This window comes from Nocardia sp. NRRL WC-3656, assembly GCF_000720265.1.
Lineage (GTDB): Bacteria > Actinomycetota > Actinomycetes > Mycobacteriales > Mycobacteriaceae > Nocardia > Nocardia nova.
Genome location: NZ_JOJF01000001.1, coordinates 152460 through 171112 on the forward strand (window position 1 = coordinate 152460; position 18653 = coordinate 171112).

General features: G+C 67.6%; 16 protein-coding genes. 12 read left to right on the forward strand and 4 right to left on the reverse strand.

Going from position 1 to position 18653, the window contains the following annotated elements; all coding sequences use genetic code 11:
* Nucleotides 1-4: 4 nt before the first annotated feature.
* The gene (locus tag IG65_RS0100710; protein WP_156055444.1) at nt 5-979 is read right to left on the reverse strand and encodes a phosphatidylinositol-specific phospholipase C domain-containing protein; all 975 of its coding nucleotides are present in this window, start codon (nt 977-979) and stop codon (nt 5-7) included.
* A 235-nt stretch (nt 980-1214) separates the two neighbouring features.
* Entirely contained in the window at nt 1215-1478 is a 264-nt protein-coding gene (gene rpsT / locus IG65_RS0100715) for a 30S ribosomal protein S20 (RefSeq protein ID WP_030512822.1), read from the reverse strand.
* Between the two features lie 334 nt (nt 1479-1812).
* On the opposite strand from rpsT, the gene IG65_RS0100720 reads away from it, so the two are divergent.
* On the forward strand, nt 1813-2604 hold the full coding sequence (locus IG65_RS0100720; RefSeq protein ID WP_030512823.1) for an aquaporin: 792 nt from the start codon (nt 1813-1815) through the stop codon (nt 2602-2604).
* Between the two features lie 68 nt (nt 2605-2672).
* Here IG65_RS0100720 and IG65_RS0100725 read toward each other — a convergent pair whose 3' ends face one another.
* Nucleotides 2673-3242 carry a type II toxin-antitoxin system PemK/MazF family toxin gene (locus IG65_RS0100725; RefSeq protein WP_030512824.1) on the reverse strand — a complete coding sequence of 190 codons (570 nt, stop codon included), beginning with the start codon at nt 3240-3242 and terminating at the stop codon, nt 2673-2675.
* Nucleotides 3243-3465: 223 nt separating this feature from the next.
* On the opposite strand from IG65_RS0100725, the gene lepA reads away from it, so the two are divergent.
* The 3 genes from lepA to IG65_RS0100745 all read left to right on the forward strand — a co-directional run bounded on the left by lepA (nt 3466) and on the right by IG65_RS0100745 (nt 9831).
* Nucleotides 3466-5307: a translation elongation factor 4 gene (lepA, locus tag IG65_RS0100735; protein ID WP_081879176.1), complete on the forward strand. Its 1842-nt coding sequence runs from the start codon at nt 3466-3468 to the stop codon at nt 5305-5307.
* 244 nt (nt 5308-5551) lie between these two features.
* Entirely contained in the window at nt 5552-8050 is a 2499-nt protein-coding gene (locus IG65_RS0100740; protein ID WP_030512826.1) for a hypothetical protein, read from the forward strand.
* On the forward strand, nt 8047-9831 hold the full coding sequence (locus tag IG65_RS0100745) for a hypothetical protein (RefSeq protein ID WP_231508999.1): 1785 nt from the start codon (nt 8047-8049) through the stop codon (nt 9829-9831). The genes IG65_RS0100740 and IG65_RS0100745 overlap by 4 nt, the downstream gene beginning before the upstream one ends.
* Nucleotides 9832-9893: 62 nt before the next feature.
* On the opposite strand, the gene IG65_RS0100750 is transcribed toward IG65_RS0100745, so the two are convergent.
* Nucleotides 9894-11942: a glycoside hydrolase family 15 protein gene (locus tag IG65_RS0100750; RefSeq protein WP_036522677.1), complete on the reverse strand. Its 2049-nt coding sequence runs from the start codon at nt 11940-11942 to the stop codon at nt 9894-9896.
* A 111-nt stretch (nt 11943-12053) separates the two neighbouring features.
* Between IG65_RS0100750 and IG65_RS35635 the strand changes: the two genes are divergently transcribed.
* The 8 genes from IG65_RS35635 (at nt 12054) to IG65_RS0100790 (ending at nt 18652) form a co-directional block, all read left to right on the forward strand.
* Nucleotides 12054-12368 (forward strand): hypothetical protein, encoded by a 315-nt coding sequence (locus IG65_RS35635; RefSeq protein WP_051755078.1) that lies wholly within the window; start codon nt 12054-12056, stop codon nt 12366-12368.
* 114 nt (nt 12369-12482) lie between these two features.
* Nucleotides 12483-12740 carry a hypothetical protein gene (locus IG65_RS0100760; protein WP_051755080.1) on the forward strand — a complete coding sequence of 86 codons (258 nt, stop codon included), beginning with the start codon at nt 12483-12485 and terminating at the stop codon, nt 12738-12740.
* A 236-nt stretch (nt 12741-12976) separates the two neighbouring features.
* On the forward strand, nt 12977-13069 hold the full coding sequence (locus IG65_RS39715; protein ID WP_310400397.1) for an Ms4533A family Cys-rich leader peptide: 93 nt from the start codon (nt 12977-12979) through the stop codon (nt 13067-13069).
* Between the two features lie 188 nt (nt 13070-13257).
* The gene (locus IG65_RS0100770; RefSeq protein ID WP_051755082.1) at nt 13258-14316 is read left to right on the forward strand and encodes a sulfate ABC transporter substrate-binding protein; all 1059 of its coding nucleotides are present in this window, start codon (nt 13258-13260) and stop codon (nt 14314-14316) included.
* A gap of 174 nt (nt 14317-14490) precedes the next feature.
* Nucleotides 14491-15258, forward strand: coding sequence for a sulfate ABC transporter permease subunit CysT (cysT, locus tag IG65_RS0100775; protein ID WP_036522837.1), 768 nt, complete (start codon nt 14491-14493; stop codon nt 15256-15258).
* Nucleotides 15255-16064, forward strand: a complete 810-nt coding sequence (gene cysW, locus IG65_RS0100780; RefSeq protein ID WP_030512832.1) for a sulfate ABC transporter permease subunit CysW — start codon at nt 15255-15257, stop codon at nt 16062-16064. The genes cysT and cysW overlap by 4 nt, the downstream gene beginning before the upstream one ends.
* Nucleotides 16061-17056: a sulfate/molybdate ABC transporter ATP-binding protein gene (locus IG65_RS0100785; protein WP_030512833.1), complete on the forward strand. Its 996-nt coding sequence runs from the start codon at nt 16061-16063 to the stop codon at nt 17054-17056. The genes cysW and IG65_RS0100785 overlap by 4 nt, the downstream gene beginning before the upstream one ends.
* Nucleotides 17057-17431: 375 nt before the next feature.
* A complete protein-coding gene (locus tag IG65_RS0100790) occupies nt 17432-18652 on the forward strand; it encodes an Hsp70 family protein (RefSeq protein ID WP_156055445.1) in 1221 nt (406 codons plus the stop codon).
* The last annotated feature ends 1 nt before the right edge of the window (nt 18653 follow it).

The following is an 18653-nucleotide window of genomic DNA, read 5'->3' on the forward strand; positions in this document are numbered from 1 at the left end:
GATTCTAGCGGTGGTTGTGCGCGATGATCTCGCCGACCAGTGCGGGCCCCGGGAAGTCGGTCATCACGACGCCGGTCGCCGTGCCGGGACGGGAGCGGAGATAGTCGAGTGCGCGCTGATTCTCGTATTCGGCGTAGCGGTGGGGAAATTTCGCCGGGTCGGGCACTCCGGAGGCCGACAGGAAGTCCATCGACAGGGCGTGGGCGCCGATGGCCGGGGCCTGCGCGAGGTGGGCGGCGACGGCCGCCCATTTGTCCTCCCGCGTGGGTTTGTCCCACAGATCCTGCGCGTCGATCGGCAGACCACGGGCGTCGATTCCGTCGGCCCGGATCACGACGATGGCGCCGCGCACCTCACCCAGCCGGGGAAGCGCGACCGGTCCGGTCGCCGCCGGTCGCCACACCCGCGGCTGCGCGTTCAGGTACCGATCCAGCAGCGGTGGGTCGGGCGGTAGCCCACCCGCGTCCTCGCACTGGAACGTCTTGTCCTCGTTCGTGCATTCGGCCTTCACCCGCATGAGGATCGTCTCGCGCGGATGCCGGTCCAGGAATTGCTCGCCGGCCCGCAGCACGTCGTCGAGACCGGCCTGCTGATAGAAGCTGCCGTGCTGTACGCCGAGATTGCCGGCCTCGTCCCGCCGGACACGGATATCGAGCGCCCGGATGCCGGCCTCGAGCTGGGTGCTCAGGGTTCGTTGCGAGGCGCAGGTCGGCTCGGTGCAACCGATATCGAATTTCTCCTGGGTGACCACGGCCGGTCCGGCCTTACCGCCATGGATCGAGAGCGTGTCGTGGGTGCCGGGAACGGACATCTCGCCGAGCGAGGTGCTGTCGGGCAATGCGCCCATCCAGTCCGGATTGCTCGCCGAGTCGAGGTGATCGATTGCGCCGGCGGTGGCTGCCCGGGGCATCCCGGCGGCCTCGGCGCCCGGCGCGGCCGATGCCGACCGCGTCGCGGCGGCGGATCGTGCGGTCGGCACCGATTGATCACACCCGGTCAGCAGCGCGCTCGACGCCGCCGCCACCGCGAGGAAAAGGCCCGTGCTTCTGCGAATCTCCCCACCCCACACCCGCACCACGCTAGCGGACGCGAATCAACGACAAAAGCCGCCGTGGTCATCTGCGATGCAGATCCTCTGCCACGGCGGCGTTGCGAATGCTGTTGTGCGGCAAGATCAGCCGCGTCGGTTCCGGCCGCGGCCGGAACCCGGGAAATCAGCCCAGCTTGTTGAGGGCCAGCGAGAGGGCCGACTTCTTGTTGGCGGCCTGGTTGGCGTGGATGACGCCCTTCGAGGCGGCCTTGTCCAGGCTGCGGCTCGCCGAACGCATCAGCTCGAGCGCCTTGTCCTTCTCGCCCGCCGCGGCGGCCTCGCGGAACTTGCGGATCGAGGTGCGCAGCGCGGACTTCACCGACTGGTTGCGCACCCGCGCCGCCTCGTTGGTGCGGATCCGCTTCATCTGGGACTTGATGTTGGCCACGCCTGTTCCTCTGATTCCTTCTCGTCAGTTGATGTGCTCTTGATGTTCGTGAAAAGTCTCTGGGCGCACTACACCGAAACGGGTAGCGCCGCGCCGACGATCGAGGTTACCAGTTGAGGCGGTGCGAAGCGAAATCGCCGTGCCTGCGCCCGGTCATCGCACAATCCGGTCCGAGTATCCGCGGTCTGCTCCCGATATGCGAATCGCCGTCATTGTGCACCGTTATCCGGTCCCGTAGCGTCCGACTTGGACGGCCGTACGGGTCGTTCAGCGAGTTTCCTGAATCTCCACGTGGTACCGACTCGAAGCACACGCTCGAAAAGGGAGGTGGCAGATGTCTCCGACTGCTCAGGAAGTGCTCGAAAATGTAGTCGAGCAGCGTGAAGTGCCGTTGGCTCGAAAATTGGTGGCCGAGGTGATCGGCACATTCGTACTGGTCTTCGGCGGCGTGGGTACGGCCGTCTTCGCCGGAAGCCGGGTGGGGGTGCTCGGAATTGCGCTCGCCTTCGGTTTCAGCCTCTCGTTGCTGGTCTACGCGATCGGCCCGATCTCAGGAGCGCACGTCAATCCGGCGGTGACCATCGGTCAGCTGGCGATGGGCAGGATCAGCTGGCTCACCGCCGTCTACTACTGGGTCGCGCAACTGGTCGGCGGGTTCATCGCCGGTGCGGTGATCTTCGGCATCGCCAGGAATCTGCCGTCCTACAACCGCGCCTCCGACGGTCTGGCCGCAAACGGCTGGGGTGCGCACAGCCCATCGGCTGTGCATGTGCGTGGCCCCATGGCAACGCTCACGCAGGACGGTTACGGCTTGGCCGCGGCCGTCACCGTCGAGGTAATCCTGACCGCGCTGCTGGTTTTCGTGGTCTTGGCGTCGACCGACCGGATCTCGCATGTCGGGATGGCCGGGCTCGGTATCGGTATCACTCTCGCGGTGATCAACCTGATCGCTATACCGATCGACAACGCCTCGGCGAATCCGGCACGCAGTCTCGCGGTCGCTCCGTATCAGAACGGGGCACTGCCACAGGTCTGGGTCTTCGTAGTCTTCCCGCTGCTCGGCGGCTTGTTGGGCGCGCTGGTCTACAGCGCCCTGTTCGGCCGCACCCGGCATCTGGCCGACTGATCCGGCGACGCCGATGGTGAATCCGGTCGCGCCACGTGCGGCCGGATTCACTGGTTCGGTCGGCCTGCTCAACCCCAGTTGTATTCCGCACACAGCCGGTGCGCGACGTGATCGAAGGTTTTCCGCGGGAGAATCGCCCCCTCACGCCGGATGCCCGCTTCGGGCACGTCGAGCACCCGGTCCAGCCGGACCCAGCTGTCGCGCCCCTCGTAATCCCAAGGGCCCGAACCGATTCCGATCCAATTGTGCTCGGCGCCGCGGGCCGGATTCGAGGAGAGCATCAGCCCCAGCAGAGTCTTGCGCTCCCGGCCCACGACCAGCACGGGGCGGTCCTTGCCGTTGGCCGGATCCTCCTCGTACGGCACCCAGGTCCACACGATCTCGCCCGGATCGGCGCGGCCGTCGAGCTGGGGGCAGTAGACGATCTGGCGGGCACGTTCCCGGGTGGGCACCGGAGTCGAGGCGGCCGGCCGCACCGCGACCGTGTCCTTGCGGCGGCCGCCGAGAGCGCGGTCCCACATCGAGGAGCGCTGCATCCGGTCGACGAGTTTCGGCGCCTGCTTCTTGACGATCCGGGGGCCCTGCTCCTTGGCAATGGTCCCCAACTGCTTGCCCAGAGAGCTCCATGTGCTGGCCATATCGGCAGAGCTTAACGGCGAACCGCGCTCGGCTCATCCCTGCCGGATCGGCCTGTGCCGGGCGGGGAATCGAGTGTGCCGCCGCTCACATCCGGGTCGCCGGCCCCGGGAACTGCGCCGTTGCCGCCGACGCCGGCCCGCCGGTGCGTGCACGACCACGCGGTATGCGCACGTAGACTGCCGCATGGCGACTTATCGACTTGTTCACGGGTAGGAGTGTCCCATCAGCACGTTTGCCGACACGACGTTCACCGATCCCTCGCGGATCCGGAACTTCTGCATCATCGCGCATATCGACCACGGCAAGTCCACGCTGGCCGACCGCATGCTGCAGTTGACCGGGGTGGTCGAGGAACGGCAGATGCGTGCGCAGTATCTGGACCGGATGGATATCGAGCGCGAGCGCGGGATCACCATCAAGGCCCAGAATGTGCGGCTGCCCTGGAACGTCGATGGCACCGACTACGTCCTGCACCTGATCGACACCCCCGGCCACGTCGACTTCACCTACGAGGTCTCGCGGGCGCTCGAGGCGTGTGAGGGCGCGATTCTGCTGGTCGACGCCGCCCAGGGCATCGAGGCGCAGACGCTGGCCAACCTGTATCTGGCACTGGACAAGGATCTCGAGGTCATCCCGGTGCTGAACAAGATCGACCTGCCCGCGGCCGATCCGGACCGCTACGCCGCCGAGCTGGCCCATATCGTCGGCTGCGAACCGGAGGACGTGCTGCGCGTATCCGGCAAGACCGGCGTCGGCGTGCCCGAACTGCTCAACAAGGTGATCGAGACGGTCCCGCCGCCGGTCGGCGAGGCCGATGCCCCGGCCCGCGCGCTGATCTTCGACTCGGTCTACGACACCTACCGCGGTGTCGTCACCTACGTGCGTGTGGTGGACGGCAAGCTCACCCCGCGCCAGAAGATCAAGATGATGTCCACCGGCGCCACCCACGAACTGCTGGAGATCGGCATCGTCTCGCCCGAGCCCAAGCCCACCCAGGGCCTCGGCGTCGGTGAGGTGGGCTATCTCATCACCGGTGTGAAGGACGTCCGGCAGTCGAAGGTCGGTGACACCGTCACCACCGCGCGCGACGGCGCCACCGAGGCGCTGACCGGCTATCGCGAGCCGCGTCCGATGGTCTACTCCGGTCTCTATCCGGTCGACGGTTCGGACTATCCGGACCTGCGTGACGCGCTGGACAAACTGCAGCTCAACGATGCCGCGCTCACCTACGTGCCGGAGACCTCGGTCGCGCTGGGCTTCGGTTTCCGCTGCGGCTTCCTCGGGCTGCTGCATATGGAGATCACCCGGGAGCGGTTGCAGCGCGAATTCAACCTGGATCTCATCTCCACCGCGCCCAACGTGATCTATCGCGTGGTCATGGAGGACGGCACCGAACAGGTCGTCACCAACCCGTCGTTCTGGCCCGAGGGCAAGGTGCGCCAGATCTTCGAACCGGTGACCAAGTGCACGATCATCGCGCCGAGTGAGTTCGTCGGCACCATCATGGAGCTGTGCCAGTCGCGCCGCGGTGAACTGCTCGGCATGGACTATCTGTCCGAGACGCGCGTGGAGATGCGGTACACCCTGCCGATGGCGGAGATCATCTTCGACTTCTTCGATTCGCTGAAGTCGCGCACGCGCGGTTACGCCTCGCTGGACTACGAGGAGGCGGGCGAGCAGGAGGCCGCGCTGGTCAAGGTCGACATCCTGTTGCAGGGCGAGGCCGTGGACGCCTTCTCGGCCATCGTGCACAAGGACGCCGCCCAGGCCTACGGCCATAAGATGACCACCAAACTGCGCGAGCTCATTCCGCGGCAGCAGTTCGAGGTGCCGATCCAGGCGGCCATCGGCTCGAAGGTCATCGCCCGCGAGAACATTCGCGCGATCCGCAAGGACGTGCTGGCCAAGTGCTACGGCGGCGACATTTCGCGTAAGCGCAAGCTGCTCGAGAAGCAGAAGGAGGGCAAGAAGCGGATGAAGACCATCGGCCGGGTCGACGTTCCACAGGAGGCCTTCGTCGCCGCGCTCTCGACCGATTCGTCATCGGACAAGCCGAAGAGGTAGTCTCCAAGGTTCCGTGAGATCAGTTGGACCGTTGACCGAGTCGACTGCCGGTTGATCTTGGGGCTTTCCGGTCACGACCGCCGGTGGCAAGCTCAGAAAGTACCGCTGTGGCCTGTCATCTGTCCGCCTGAAAGAAACCTGAAGGATGTGACAGGCAAGTTTTCCGGAAATAAGGTGTAAAAAGACCCAAATTCGGTAACACCCCGTTCGGTTTAGCCAGCCGAACGCTGAGAGCGGAGTTTGTATGACGCGTGAGCTGCCCTTCGACGATGATGCGGACGCGGGCGATCATGCGAACGATGCCGCATATCGCGTCGCGACCGGTGTCGCGCGGGTGGCTCGGGCCGGTGCCTACGTCACCGGCGGCGCGCTGATCGCCTCCAACGGGTCGCCCGCACCGGAGAACGAATCGCACAACAGCCACATCACCGGCTGGTCCACCGCCGATCCGCATCCCGATGTGCCGAGTCCGGTGGTGACCTATCCGGATCCGTCACCGGACTCCGTCCCGCCGAACCTCGGGAACTCCGCGCCGCACGCCCCGGCCGCACCCGCGCCGGGACTGGCGCTGCCGGAACAGCACGGCACGGATGCCTATCCGGGGCTGCAAATGCCCTTCGCCGACGGTGGCCAGCCCGCGCCCGGTATCGGCGGTCTGCCCGGCTCGCCCGACGGCGGGTCGACCGCACCGCCCTTCTCGATTCCCGGTTCTCCCTCGCACCCGGGCAACCCGCATTCGGGCCACGGTGGTTTCAGTAATCCGGGATTCGGTGGGGGACAAGGCTTTGCGATTCCCGGGACGCACCATGCCAGTGCCCCGGCCGGTTTCGGCCTACGCGGTGCGCCGGAATCGGAGACCTCGGGAGGCTTCGGATTACCGGGTCAGTCCCACGCGTCGGGGGCCTTCGGGCTGCCCGGTGCCGAGGACGCGGTGGATCAGCGGCAGGCCGATGTCGACACGGCCGGCGCCGATCCCTACCCCACCGCACCGCTGCCCGGGCACGGACTGGGCCTGCCCGGCACCAACGGACTCCATCTGCCCGGGATGAACGGGTTCGGCCCCGGCGGGTTCGGCGGTCTGTCGGATCCGCACGACGGTCTGCCGGATCCGCATCCCGGTGCCTTCGACGGCATCGGTGACGGCGGTAATCCCGGCATCTTCCTCGGCACCGAGATGAAGATCGACGCGCACATCGGATTCGACGGAATCTGGGTGACGACCGAGACCAAGGTCGATTTCGCCGTCGGCGGCGTCGGGCACCAGCTCGACGACTACGGGCAGTGGCTCGGCAGCGGCACCCACCAGATTCCTGCTGGCGCAAGCGAATCGGACGCCTCCGGCTGGGCCGGCCAATTCGGCGGCCCGACCTCGAGCCCGCACGCATCCGGTAGTGCGGCCGACGGTGTGGCCCCGGGTGCGGCGGTGGCGTCCCCCGGTGCGGCCACGGCCGCGGCGACGCATGCCGGAGCCGCGAACGGTCCCGCGGGCGCGGCGGTGAACGGACCCGCCGGCGCCGCCGCGAACGGACCCGGCGCCGCGGTGCCGGGCTCGTCGGCGCTCGCGCCGCAATCCGGGCCGATCGCCACCTCGGCCGCCCCCGGCTCGACGCCGTTCGCTACCGCTCAAGCGTCCGCGCCGGTGACGAATGTCGCGGCGCCGCAACCGGTTTCGACCGCACCGGTCGTGGCCGCGCCGGCGCCGGTCGCACCCGCTCCGGCGCCCGCGCTCGTCCAACCCGTCTCGGCGACGCCGCTGCAGACCACGATTCAGCCCGAGGCCGCTACCCACCCGATCGCGAACGTGATCACCACGCATGCGGGACCGTCCCCGCTGACCGCGCCCGCGGTGGCCGTTCCGGCGCTGTTCGACGATCGGCCCCGCCATGCCGGTACGGACACCGGACTGCCGGGCGGTGCCGATGATCCGTCGGAATCGGGCGCCGGGCGTACCACCACCCACGCACCGACCACCACATCGCACGGCACCACCACGACCCACGACGCCGATGCGACGAAGACGCCGACCGCGCCGAGTACCTCGCATGCGCCGGGGACCACGCCCGGCGGCGAGCACACCACCACCCGTCCGGGTACCTCGACCGATCACGATTCCGTCGACCGGCCCACGCCGACCGTGACGGTGCCTCGCGACACCGATTCCGGCCATCCCACCCGCACTCCCGGTACGACGCCGTCGGATACCGACAGCGACTCCGGGCCGTCGACCTCCGCCGGCGCGGACGCGTCGACGCCGGGCCATACCGCGACGCATACACCGGGCACCTCCTCGGGAGCGGACACCTCCGCCACCGGCAACGCCGACGATCCGACCGCGCCGTCACGAGGTTCCCAGGTGCCGGCCCACGATCCGGATTCCGTACCGACGCAGCAGGTTCCTACCCAGCAGGTACCGACTCAGCATGCGACGCCGCCGAGCCACGACCAGACAGTCCCGACACACGAACCGACCGTGCCGACCGCGCAGCACACCGCACCCGTGGAGCCGCCGACCGTGATCAAACCGCCGACCACCATCGATCCCGCGCCGAATGCGCACGTTCCGGTGAAACCTGTTGCGGCCGTGACCGATTCGTACGACACCTCGCTGTGGACCGACCCCGGCCACGGCCTGACGAGTGTGTCCGCCGCCGGACTGTCCGGCGGTCTGCACGAAACCACCTTTGCCGAGATGCACCATCCGGTGGACCACCCTGTCGTCGATTTCCACGTGCTTCCGCTGTGACGGCGGTGGAGTCGCCGGGTGCCAAACACCCCGACGAGATGGCCCCGCTGCTCGCGCAGCTCGACGAATTGCTCGACCTGACCCGCGCCGCGGGCCGGGCCGATCTCACCGCACGACTGGGGATGTCGCGGGCTCGGGTGGCCGATCCGCGCGTGCGGCTGGTGGTCGTCGGCGAACCCAAGAACGGGATGAGCACGCTGGTCAACGGTCTGGTCGGCAGCGCGGTGAGCGCGACCGGCAGTCCGGTCAGCGTTCCGGTGATCGCCGAATACGGTCCGGAGGCGACCGCCACGCTGGTGCGCTCGCTGCCCGGCGGCCGCACCGAACGCCAGCCCGTCGACCCGCTGAACCCCGGTCCGGCGCTGAGCGCGGCCGGCGTGATCCGAGCCGAATTCACCGACCCGAGCCCGTTGCTGGCCGAGGGATTCGTAGTGATGGACGCGCCCGGCGCATCCGCCGACGCGCCGACCACCTGGTCGCTGATCGCCGCCGCCGACGCCGTGCTCTACGTCAGCGACGCGGCCGCGGAATACACCCCCGAGCAGATCGCCCTGCTGCAGCGCATCCGGCAGGTGTGCCCGACGGTCGTCTGTGTGCTGAACAAGATCGATCGCTACAGCCACTGGAGCCGGGTGCAGCAGCGCAATCGCGAGCTGCTCGACGCCGCTGGCCTGGGTTTCGCGGTGGCCCCGATCTCCGCCGATCTGCATCTGCGTGCCGGTGACGATCACCGCCGCGATATCGAATCCGGTGTGCCGCAACTGATCGACCATCTGCGCGGATACGTCCTCGCCCGCGCCGACGCCGTCGCCCGGGAAGCGGCGCTGCGCGACATCCGCACCATCACCGATCATCTGGGGCTGGCCCTGCGCAGTGAGGCCGAAACCCTGCGCGATCCGCAGCGCTACACCGCGATCACCGATCAACTGCGCATCGCGCGGGCCGAGGCCGACGATCTGCGCCACCGCAGCGCCAACTGGCAGGTCACCCTCGCCGACGGCTGTTCGGAACTGATGGCCGATATCGAACACGATCTGCGGCACCGGCTGCGCGTACTGGTCCGCCACGCCGAATCGGAGATCACCAAGCGCGATCCGGCTCGCAGCTGGGACGAATTCGGCGCCGATCTGGATTCCCGGATCTGCGAGGCGGTCGAGGAGAACTTCGTCGTCGCCCACTATCGGGCGGTGGAACTGGCCGAGCAGGTGACCGCGAAGTTCCCCGCCGACTCGCGCGATGTGCCGCTGCCCGATCTGCGGCTCGAGGATCCGGGCGACGTCCTCGAACCGGTGGCGTCGTTGGAGCCGCTGGATACCGCGAAGGTGAGCTTCACCTCGTCGCTGCTGAACGTGATGCGCGGCTCCTACGGTGGCCTGCTGATGGTCGGGTTGCTCACCAGTTTGCTGAAAATGCCGCTGGTGAACTGGTATTCGGGTGCGGCGGCCGCCCTGCTGGGTATCAACGCCCTGTGGGAGGACCGCAAGCTGCGCCGTGAGCGCCGCCAGTCCGAGGCCAAGGTGGCGGTGGCTCGCCTGATGGACGATGTGATCTTCCAGGTCGGCAAGGAGTCACGGCATCGGCTGCGGGCCATGCAGCGCATGTTGCGCGACCACTTCACCGATCTGGCCGATCAGACGTTGCGATCGGTGGACGAATCGCTGCGCGCGGCCGAGGAGGCGGCGGCGATCAACTCGCCGGAGAGCCGCGAACGGCGTCTCACCGAAATCGAGCGATCGATGGTGCGGTTGCGGGAGATCCGCGAAAACGCCGACGTGCCTTAGCGTTCGTGCTGTGCGCATTCGTGGCGGGTGGTCCGGGACATACCGGACCACCCGCTTCTTCGTCAGCCCGCGGGATGAGCCGGATGGAATTCACCGGCCCCGGTGGAGTGTTCGGCCCGGATCACGTGCATCACCGCGTTGATCAATGCCAGGTGGGTGAACGCCTGCGGGAAGTTGCCGAGATGCCGTCCGGTGTAGGGGTCGATCTCCTCGGCGTAGAGCTTGAGCGGGCTGGCGTATCCGAGCAGCCGTTCCAGCAGATGCCGCGCCCGGCGCACCTCGCCGATCTCCACCAGCGCCGATACCAGCCAGAACGAGCAGATGGTGAATGTGCCCTCCGCGCCGGACAATCCGTCGTCGGTGGTGTCGGTGCGGTAGCGCAGCACCAGACCGTGCTGGGTCAGGTCGGAGGCGATGGCCAGGACCGTGGCGCGCACGCGCGGATCGGTCGGCGGCAGGAAGCGCAGGAGTACGACCAGCAGCAATGAGGCGTCGAGGCTGTCGCCACCGTAGGTCTGGGTGAAGACGCCCTTGTCGTTCACCCCATGGGCGAGTACATCGGCGCGGATCTCTTCGGCCAGCGCGGCCCACTTCTCGGCGTAGTCGGTCTCGCCGTGTAATTCGGCGAGTTTCGCGCCGCGGTCCAGCGCGACCCAGCACATCACCTTGGACGAGGTGAAATGCTGCGGTTCGCCGCGCACCTCCCAGATGCCGCGGTCAGGTTTGCGCCAGTTCTCGATCGCCGCCTCGACCTGCCGCTTCAACATCGGCCACAACGTTTCCGGGACTTGCTGACGTGATTTCACGTGCAGATAGACCGAATCCAGAATGGTGCCCCAGATGTCGTGCTGCTGTTGTTGAAACGCGCCGTTGCCGATGCGGACCGGCTTGGCGCCGTCGTAACCGTGCAGGTGCGGGATCTCGGACTCGTCCAGATCACGTTCCCCGCCGATGCCGTACATCACCTGAAGCGGTTGTGCCTCACCGTCTTTCGCGGTCGCGACATCGTGCAGGAAGGCGAAGAAGTCGTCGGCCTCCCGATTGAGGCCCAGCGTGTAGAGGCCCCACAGGGCGAAGGTCGAGTCGCGCACCCAGCTGTAGCGGTAGTCCCAGTTGCGTTCGCCGCCCGGCGTTTCCGGCAGCGAGGTGGTGGCTGCCGCCATCAGGGCGCCGGTCGGGGAGTAGATCAGGCCCTTGAGCGTGAGCGCGCTGCGCTGCAGATAGCCGCGCCACGGATGATCCGGGAACTTGCCCAGAGTGATCCACTGCCGCCAGCATTCGGTGGTCTGCCACATCTTCTGCGCCGCTTCGGCGAAGGTGCGCGGGGCCGGCAGCGGCGACCAGGACAGGGCCACGAACAATTCGTCGCCCTCGCGCATGCGGGTGCGGGCGCGTGCCTCGCGCCCCTCCAGCCCCAGGCGCATATCCGTGGTGAGAACCAGTTCGCCGCAGGGTAATTCGTCGTGGGCGCAGGTCGCGGTGGCGGTGGCGCGTTCGTAGACCTCGCCGGTGTATTCCCAATTCACGGGCGCCCGGTGATAGTCGAAGGCCGGTTCGCAGCTCATCTCCAGTTCGACCACGCCGCTGACACATTTCACCGTGCGCAGCAGGATGTGCTCGGCGTCCCAGTCCTCCGGGGTGCGGCGGTAGGTCCGGCTGCGCCGGTCGGTGTTGTGCCAGGGGCCCAGGACCAGCGCATCGCGGACGATGATCCAGCCGGTGTCGGTCTGCCAGGTCGTCTCCACGATCATGCCGCCGGGCAGATAGCGCCGCGCCGCGGGCACGTTCACGCCGTAGGGGCCGAGCCGGAAGTGCCCGGCGCTGCGGTCCAGCATGGCGCCGAACACACTGGGCGAATCCGGCCGCGGCAGGCACATCCACTCGACCGCACCGTTGCGCGCGATGAGGCAGCAGGTCTCGCAATCGGAGAGGAAGGCGTAGTCGTCGATCGGCGGATACGACGACTTGTGCACGACGCCCGCCGAAATGGGCAGGTAGTTCGCCGAGATCTCGGCATCGGAGATATCGGCCAGGGCATCGCGCGGCGGGGACATGTCGTCGAGCGTCTCGATGAGGGGTTGTTCGGTGATCGGTTCGTCGTAGGACGCCATACAGCCATCATGGTGGATTCCGGTCCCGTTCGCCGGGACTGTCGACACCTCGCGACAGCCGGTCGGCATGCCCTGCGGCCGGCGCACCCGTGACCTACTAGGCTGGTGGTTGTGCATCATGTCGCGGGCTGGTGGGACGGCTTCGAGTTGTGGGTGGCCGGATTACCGTTCCTCCCGCAGTTCGTCGTGGTTCTGGTCGGGGCGGTGCCGGTCAGTTTCCTGATCGCCTACCTGCTCGATCGTGGATTGCGGATCGTGCTGCGGCTGCTCGGCCGCGACCGCTCGGCCGTCGCCGAGACCGACATCGTCGCCGGCGACGCGGCCTCCGAGATCGCGCCCGATGCGGCGACCATCGCACCGCCCGAACCGGTGCTGGCCGGCGCCTCGATGCATGTTCCGGGTCCGATGCCGAAGGAAGCGATCTGATGCCACGCTCACGGGTCCAGTTGGCGCTGATCGCACTGCTTGTGCTGATCGTCGTCGCCTGGTTGCTGACGCGATAATCCCCCGCTGTCGGAGGTTGCAGGTACTGTGCAGCCCATGCCAACCGATGAGGAATTCGTCGACCTCGAGCAGCTTCTGGAGATCGAGGACGGCCCCCGACTGATCGCGACCCACTACACCACCGCCGACGAGGCGATCGAAATGGTGCGCGCCGCGCAAATGCTCGGCCTGGGCGTGCGGCTGCAGAACCGGCTGCGCGCCGACGAGCCCGACGAGGACGGTGAGGACACCGCCGTCGAGGAGTGGGTGCTCGACCTCTACGAAAGCCCGCCCGAGTCCGCCGACGAGGAGTAGACCGGCCACCGATCGGCTGATGCCGGAACGCACACACCGGGGTCCGGGCGACTGTGGTCTTCACCACGGTTCGCCCGGGCCCCGGCGGTCGTTCCGGTGTCGGCGCGGTGGCGGTCGGGAATCCGAAATATGAATGCTTCCCGCCGGTCATGGGCGGTTTTCTCGAATATCGGATCGTCGGCGGATTCCGCTTCGACCGATTCGCGCGGTTCCGGGTGCTCTGTTAGAGTCTGCCCGTGTCATCGAGCGTTGTTCCGCAGGTCCGCCATGAGTTGGCGTTGATCGCGGTCGGCTGCCTCGTCGTCGCGGACATTCACTGTCGTCGATAGCTGATCGGACACGCTGCGCCCTTTCCATGGGACCGGCGCACATCTCTTCCGCAGCGTCTCCGCCTCTCGCGGCTCGGCCGCACGCGCCTGTCTCCGGTATTCACCGGACAGATCTACCGCTCAATCACAGTTACTTCCGACCCGGCAGCAGTGTGCGCCGGGGGCGGGCGGCAGGAAAGGCCACTTCCATGTCTCGCAGATCGTCCAGCAGATCCTGGTTCTCGGTGCGCCGAGGACGCATCGCCGTCGCGCTCACCGCGCTGGCGGCCGTGGGACTGACCGCCGCCTGCAGTGGTGGCTCGAGCGACACCGTCGGCGGCGACGCCCACAGTGGTGGCGGGCAGTTGACACTGTTCGCCTACTCGGTCGCCAAGCCGGGCTACGACAAGGTGATCGGCGAATTCAACAAGACCGAGGCCGGCAAGGGCGCGCAGATCCAGCAGTCCTACGGCGCCTCCGGTGACCAGTCCCGCAAGGTCAAGGACGGAGCCCAGGCCGACGTCGTCAGCTTCTCGGTCGAACCCGACATCACCCGGCTGGTGGATGCCGGGCTGGTCGACTCGACCTGGAATGCCGACGCCAACAAGGGGGTGCCGTTCGGTTCGGTCGTCGTGATCGCCGTCCGCAAGGGCAACCCGAAGGGCATCCACGACTGGAACGATCTGCTGAAGCCCGGCGTCGAGGTGGTGACGCCGAATCCGTTCAGCTCCGGCTCGGCCAAGTGGAACCTGCTGGCGCCCTACGCCGCGGAGAGCGACGGCGGCAAGAATCCGCAGGCGGGCCTGGACTACCTGGGCAAGCTGATCTCCAAGGACCACATCAAGGTGCAGCCGAAGTCGGGCCGGGAGGCGACCGAGACCTTCCTGCAGGGCACCGGGGACGTACTGCTCAGCTACGAGAACGAGGCGATCTTCTCCGAGCGCAGCGGGGACCCGATCGAGCACGTCATCCCGCCGACCACCTTCAAGATCGAGAATCCGGTGGCGGTGACGAAGAACGCCAAGAATCCCACCACCGCCGTGGCGTTCAAGGACTTCCTGTACTCGCAGGCCGGCCAGAAGGCATGGGCGGAGGCCGGTTTCCGTCCGGTCGATCCGCAGGTCGCCGCGCAGTACACCAAGGATTTCCCGGCGCCGCAGAAGCTGTGGACGATCGCCGATCTGGGTGGGTGGAAGCAGGTCGACAAGGATCTGTTCACCCCCGACACCGGCAGCGTCGCGGTGCTCTACGACAAAGCCACCAAGTAAGCCGGTGGCTCGGAGCGCACGGAATACTGGGCAACTGTGACTGACACCCGTACGAAGGCCGACACCGGCGGGAGTACCGACGCCGGGACCACCACCGGTCCCGGCGTCGTCCGGCAGCGGTCCGCCGGACCGGCTTGGCGGTCGCGCCTCACCGGATCGGCCGGCTCGCTCGGTCTGGCGATCACGGTGCTGTGGCTGAGCATCATCGTCTTGCTGCCGCTGGCCGCATTGACGGTCCATTCCTTCGACGACGGGTGGTCCGGCTTCTGGGATGCGGTCACCGCGCCCGCGGCACTGGACGCGTTGCGGGTGACGGTTCTCGTATCGGTGGTCGTCGCCGTGATCAATGTCGTCATGGGCACCGTGGTGGCGTGGGTGCTGGTGCGCGACGATTTCCCGGGCAAGAGCTTCGTCAACGCCCTGATCGATCTGCCGTTCGCGCTTCCGACGATCGTGGCGAGCATCGTGCTGCTGTCGCTGTACGGGCCGCAGAGCCCGGTCGGTATCCACCTCAACGCCACCCAGCCGGGACTCGTGGTGGCGCTGGCATTCGTGACGCTGCCGTTCGTCGTGCGCTCGGTGCAGCCGGTGCTGATCGAAGCGGATAAAGAGGTCGAGCAGGCCGCGGCCTCACTGGGCGCGAACAACCTGACCATCTTCCGGCGCGTGGTGCTGCCGTCGCTCGCGCCGGCCATCATCTCCGGCGGTGGCCTCGCCTTCGCGCGCGCCATCGGCGAATACGGGTCGGTGGTCCTGATCGGCGGCAACATTCCGCGCCGCACTCAGGTCGCGTCGCAGTACATCCAGCAGCAGATCGAGGTGGACCGTCCGGTGAACGCGGCGGCGGTGTCGGTGGCGCTGCTGGCGATTTCCTTCGCCACCCTGCTGATCCTGCGCATCTTCTCCGAACGCACCGCCCGCAAGGAACAGGCGAGCCGATGAAACTGTCCGCCCCGTCCCGGATTTCGCTGCGCGTGATCGCGCTCGCGTATCTGATCGTGTTGCTGGTGGCTCCGCTGGTGATCATTCTCTGGCGCAGCTTCGAGCACGGGATCGGCGCGTTCCTCGATTCCATCACCACACCCGCCGCGATCTCGGCGTTCAATCTGTCGCTGTTGATCGTCGTGATCGTGGTGCCGCTCAATGTGGTCTTCGGAGTCATCACCGCCATCGCCCTGGTGCGCGGAAACTTCCGGGGGCGCACGCTGATTCAGGGTGTGGTGGACCTGCCGTTCGCGGTCTCGCCGGTGGTGGTCGGCGTATCGCTGATCATGCTGTGGGGTGTCGAGGGCTGGTTCGGTGGCCTCGACAGCTTCGGCCTCCGGGTGATCTTCGGCCTGCCGGGCATGGTGATCGCCACGCTCTTCGTCACGCTGCCCTTCGTGGTCAGCGAGGTCGTCCCGGTCCTGCACGAGATCGGCGACGATCAGGAGCAGGCCGCGGCGACCCTGGGCGCCAGCCGGTGGCAGACCTTCTGGCGCATCACCCTGCCGGCCATCCGATGGGGCCTGACCTACGGCATCGTGCTCACCGTCGCCCGCGCCCTCGGCGAATTCGGCGCCGTGATCATGGTGTCGTCCGGACTGCCCGGCATTTCTCAGACCCTGACGCTGCTGGTGCACGGTCGTTATATCAACGACCACAACACCTTCGGCGCCTACTGCGCGGCGACTCTGCTCATGGCCATGGCGCTCGTCACCCTCGTCCTGATGACCCTTCTCGAACGCAAGCGGGGCACTGCCAAATGATTACCGTCACCGACGCGAACAAGCGTTATGGTTCGTTCGCCGCCCTCGACAACGTCAGCCTGGACATCCCCTCCGGTGAGCTGACCGCGCTGCTGGGGCCCTCCGGTTCCGGGAAATCGACGCTGCTGCGTTCGATCGCCGGCTTGGAATCGTTGGATTCGGGCATCGTGACCATCGCCGACCGCGACGTCACCCGGGTCTCGCCGCAGAAGCGCGATATCGGATTCGTCTTCCAGCACTACGCGGCGTTCAAACATATGACCGTGCGCGACAACGTGGCGTTCGGGCTGAAGATCCGCAAGCGCCCGAAGAACGAAATCCGCAAGCGCGTCGACGAACTGCTCGGCATCGTGGGCTTGGACGGTTTCCAGCATCGCTATCCGGCGCAACTGTCGGGTGGTCAGCGGCAGCGCATGGCCCTGGCCAGGGCGCTGGCCGTCGACCCGCAGGTGCTGTTGCTCGACGAACCCTTCGGCGCCCTCGACGCCAAGGTGCGTCACGACCTGCGCACGTGGTTGCGTCGCCTGCACGAGGAAGTGCACGTGACCACCGTGCTGGTCACCCACGATCAGGAGGAGGCGCTCGACGTCGCCGACCGGATCGCGGTGATGAATGCCGGTCGCATCGAACAGGTCGGAACGCCCGAAGACGTATACGACCGTCCCGCCAACGAATTCGTCATGTCCTTCCTCGGTGCGGTGGCCAAGTTGAACGGACATCTGGTGCGCCCGCACGATATTCGCATCGGTCGCGATCCGGGTATGGCCCTGGCCGAACACGAGGGCACCGCGGAGTCGGCGGGTGTCACCCGCGCGACCGTCGAGCGCGTCGTCCGACTGGGTTTCGAGGTTCGCCTCGAATTGCGCAATGCGGCCACCGGCGATCTGTTCACCGCGCAGGTCACTCGCGGTGATGCGGAGGCTTTGCGGTTGGCGGAGGGTGAGACCGTCTTCGCCCGCGCCACCCGCATCCCGGAACTGCCGGCGGCCTGATCTTCCCTGCCGGCAGGCTGATCTCCCTGCCGGCGGCGCCGGGCGCTCGTGTGGTGTTGGGGGAGTGGGTGTTTCGCCGGATGCGCCACCGTTGCCGGATCGCCGGTATACGGTGTCCGAGGATATTCGGACGATTGCCGGCAAATCCGTACCGGTCGGTCAGTGTCGCGAAATGTCCACTGCGCGTATGAATTGCCTGATTTGTTACCGCAGGTGAAGAGGTATATCTGCGGTATCGGGGGCCTCGTCGCGGAGTGCGGCGGTTGAGCGGACAACCGGTTGTCCGGTGCTTGGCAAGTTCTCAGCACAGTGGTTGCCTGATGCCGGATCGAGACATGTCAGCGAACGTACGCTCGTCGATCGAGGGGAATTGTGATGACGGTTGGGCTCGGAGTGAGTATCGGCACGGTCAACACGGTGTGCGCCATCGATACTGCTGAGAGCGGGAAGAACGCGCGTGGCCGCGGGCGCAGCGTGGCCGGCGAATCCGGTGGGCGCGCGGCGACCGGCCGGCGCAAGCGGGCCTCGGGCCCGAAATCCGCGCTGTCGCAGCAGCGCACCGCGCCGGGAACCTGGCGCACGACACTCACTTTCGACAGCAGCGGCACCGCGCGGGTCGGCCGGATCCCGCGCCACGGCCGCGCCGTGACCGACTTCGCCGATCTGACCGAGCGTGGCCGGACCGCGCGCGTACGTCATCGGTCGCTGTCCGCGGCCGATCTGGTGGCGACCGTCGCGCGCACCGTGGTCGCGGACGTGTCCGCCCACGTGGTGGCCACCGCCGAGGGCCGCAGTCCGGAAACCGCTGTCGCGGTGACACATCCGGTGTGTTACGGCGAGGAGCGGGTGCTCGAACTGCGCGAGGCCCTCGATTCGATCGGACTGTCCCATGCCGCCCTGGTGGCCGAACCGGTGGCGGCCGCGGCGTGGCTGTCGGTGGCGCACGGTCCGCTGCTGCCGGGCTTGGCGCTGGTCTACGACCTCGGCGGATCGGGGCTGACCGTCACCCTGGTGCGCATCGGCCCCGGTACTCCGGACCGGCCGGTGTTCGGGGAACCGTTGCGCTCCACCGCCTTCGGTGGCCGCGCCTTCGGTGCGAAGATGGCCGCGCAGGACAACTGGCGCGCCGGTGCTTCGTCGGCCGCCGACTCCGACGCCGCGATCACGGCTTTGCGGACCGCGCATATCCGCGAGTCGCTCGATGTGGTGTACGAATGCCTCGGACGAGCCCGCGTCACCATGGCCGATGTCGACTGTGTGCTCGTCGTCGGCGGCGCCGCCCGTCCGCCCGAAGTCGCCGCGGTCCTGGCCGCGGCGCTGGCGCGGCCGGTGATCGTCGCCGCGGATCCGGAGCGCACGATCGCCGAGGGTGCGGCCGTCTTCGCGCGCCGCGCCGCCGAATCGGTCCGGGAGAGCGAGGTCGCCGAGGCGCCCGAGCCACCCGAGCCGCCGCGCGTGCTGCGCCGCCGGCTGACCCGGGTCGCGGTCACCGTCGCGGTCGCGGCCGGTGGCGCGCTGTTCGCGGCGACTGCCGTGGTGGGGGACGAAGCGGGAGCGCAATCCATGGGCGCGGGACTCGTGCACGTTCAGCACTGAC

Excerpts from the sequence above, each read along its gene's own strand:
- IG65_RS0100790 (WP_156055445.1), top strand. The coding sequence starts at position 17,432 with ATGACGGTTGGGCTCGGAGTGAGTATCGGCACGGTCAACACGGTGTGC.
- cysW (WP_030512832.1), top strand. The coding sequence starts at position 15,255 with ATGAAACTGTCCGCCCCGTCCCGGATTTCGCTGCGCGTGATCGCGCTC.
- IG65_RS0100770 (WP_051755082.1), top strand. The coding sequence starts at position 13,258 with ATGTCTCGCAGATCGTCCAGCAGATCCTGGTTCTCGGTGCGCCGAGGA.
- IG65_RS0100750 (WP_036522677.1), bottom strand. The coding sequence starts at position 11,942 with ATGGCGTCCTACGACGAACCGATCACCGAACAACCCCTCATCGAGACG.
- IG65_RS0100760 (WP_051755080.1), top strand. The coding sequence starts at position 12,483 with ATGCCAACCGATGAGGAATTCGTCGACCTCGAGCAGCTTCTGGAGATC.
- IG65_RS0100720 (WP_030512823.1), top strand. The coding sequence starts at position 1,813 with ATGTCTCCGACTGCTCAGGAAGTGCTCGAAAATGTAGTCGAGCAGCGT.
- IG65_RS0100785 (WP_030512833.1), top strand. The coding sequence starts at position 16,061 with ATGATTACCGTCACCGACGCGAACAAGCGTTATGGTTCGTTCGCCGCC.
- IG65_RS0100725 (WP_030512824.1), bottom strand. The coding sequence starts at position 3,242 with ATGGCCAGCACATGGAGCTCTCTGGGCAAGCAGTTGGGGACCATTGCC.
- IG65_RS0100740 (WP_030512826.1), top strand. The coding sequence starts at position 5,552 with ATGACGCGTGAGCTGCCCTTCGACGATGATGCGGACGCGGGCGATCAT.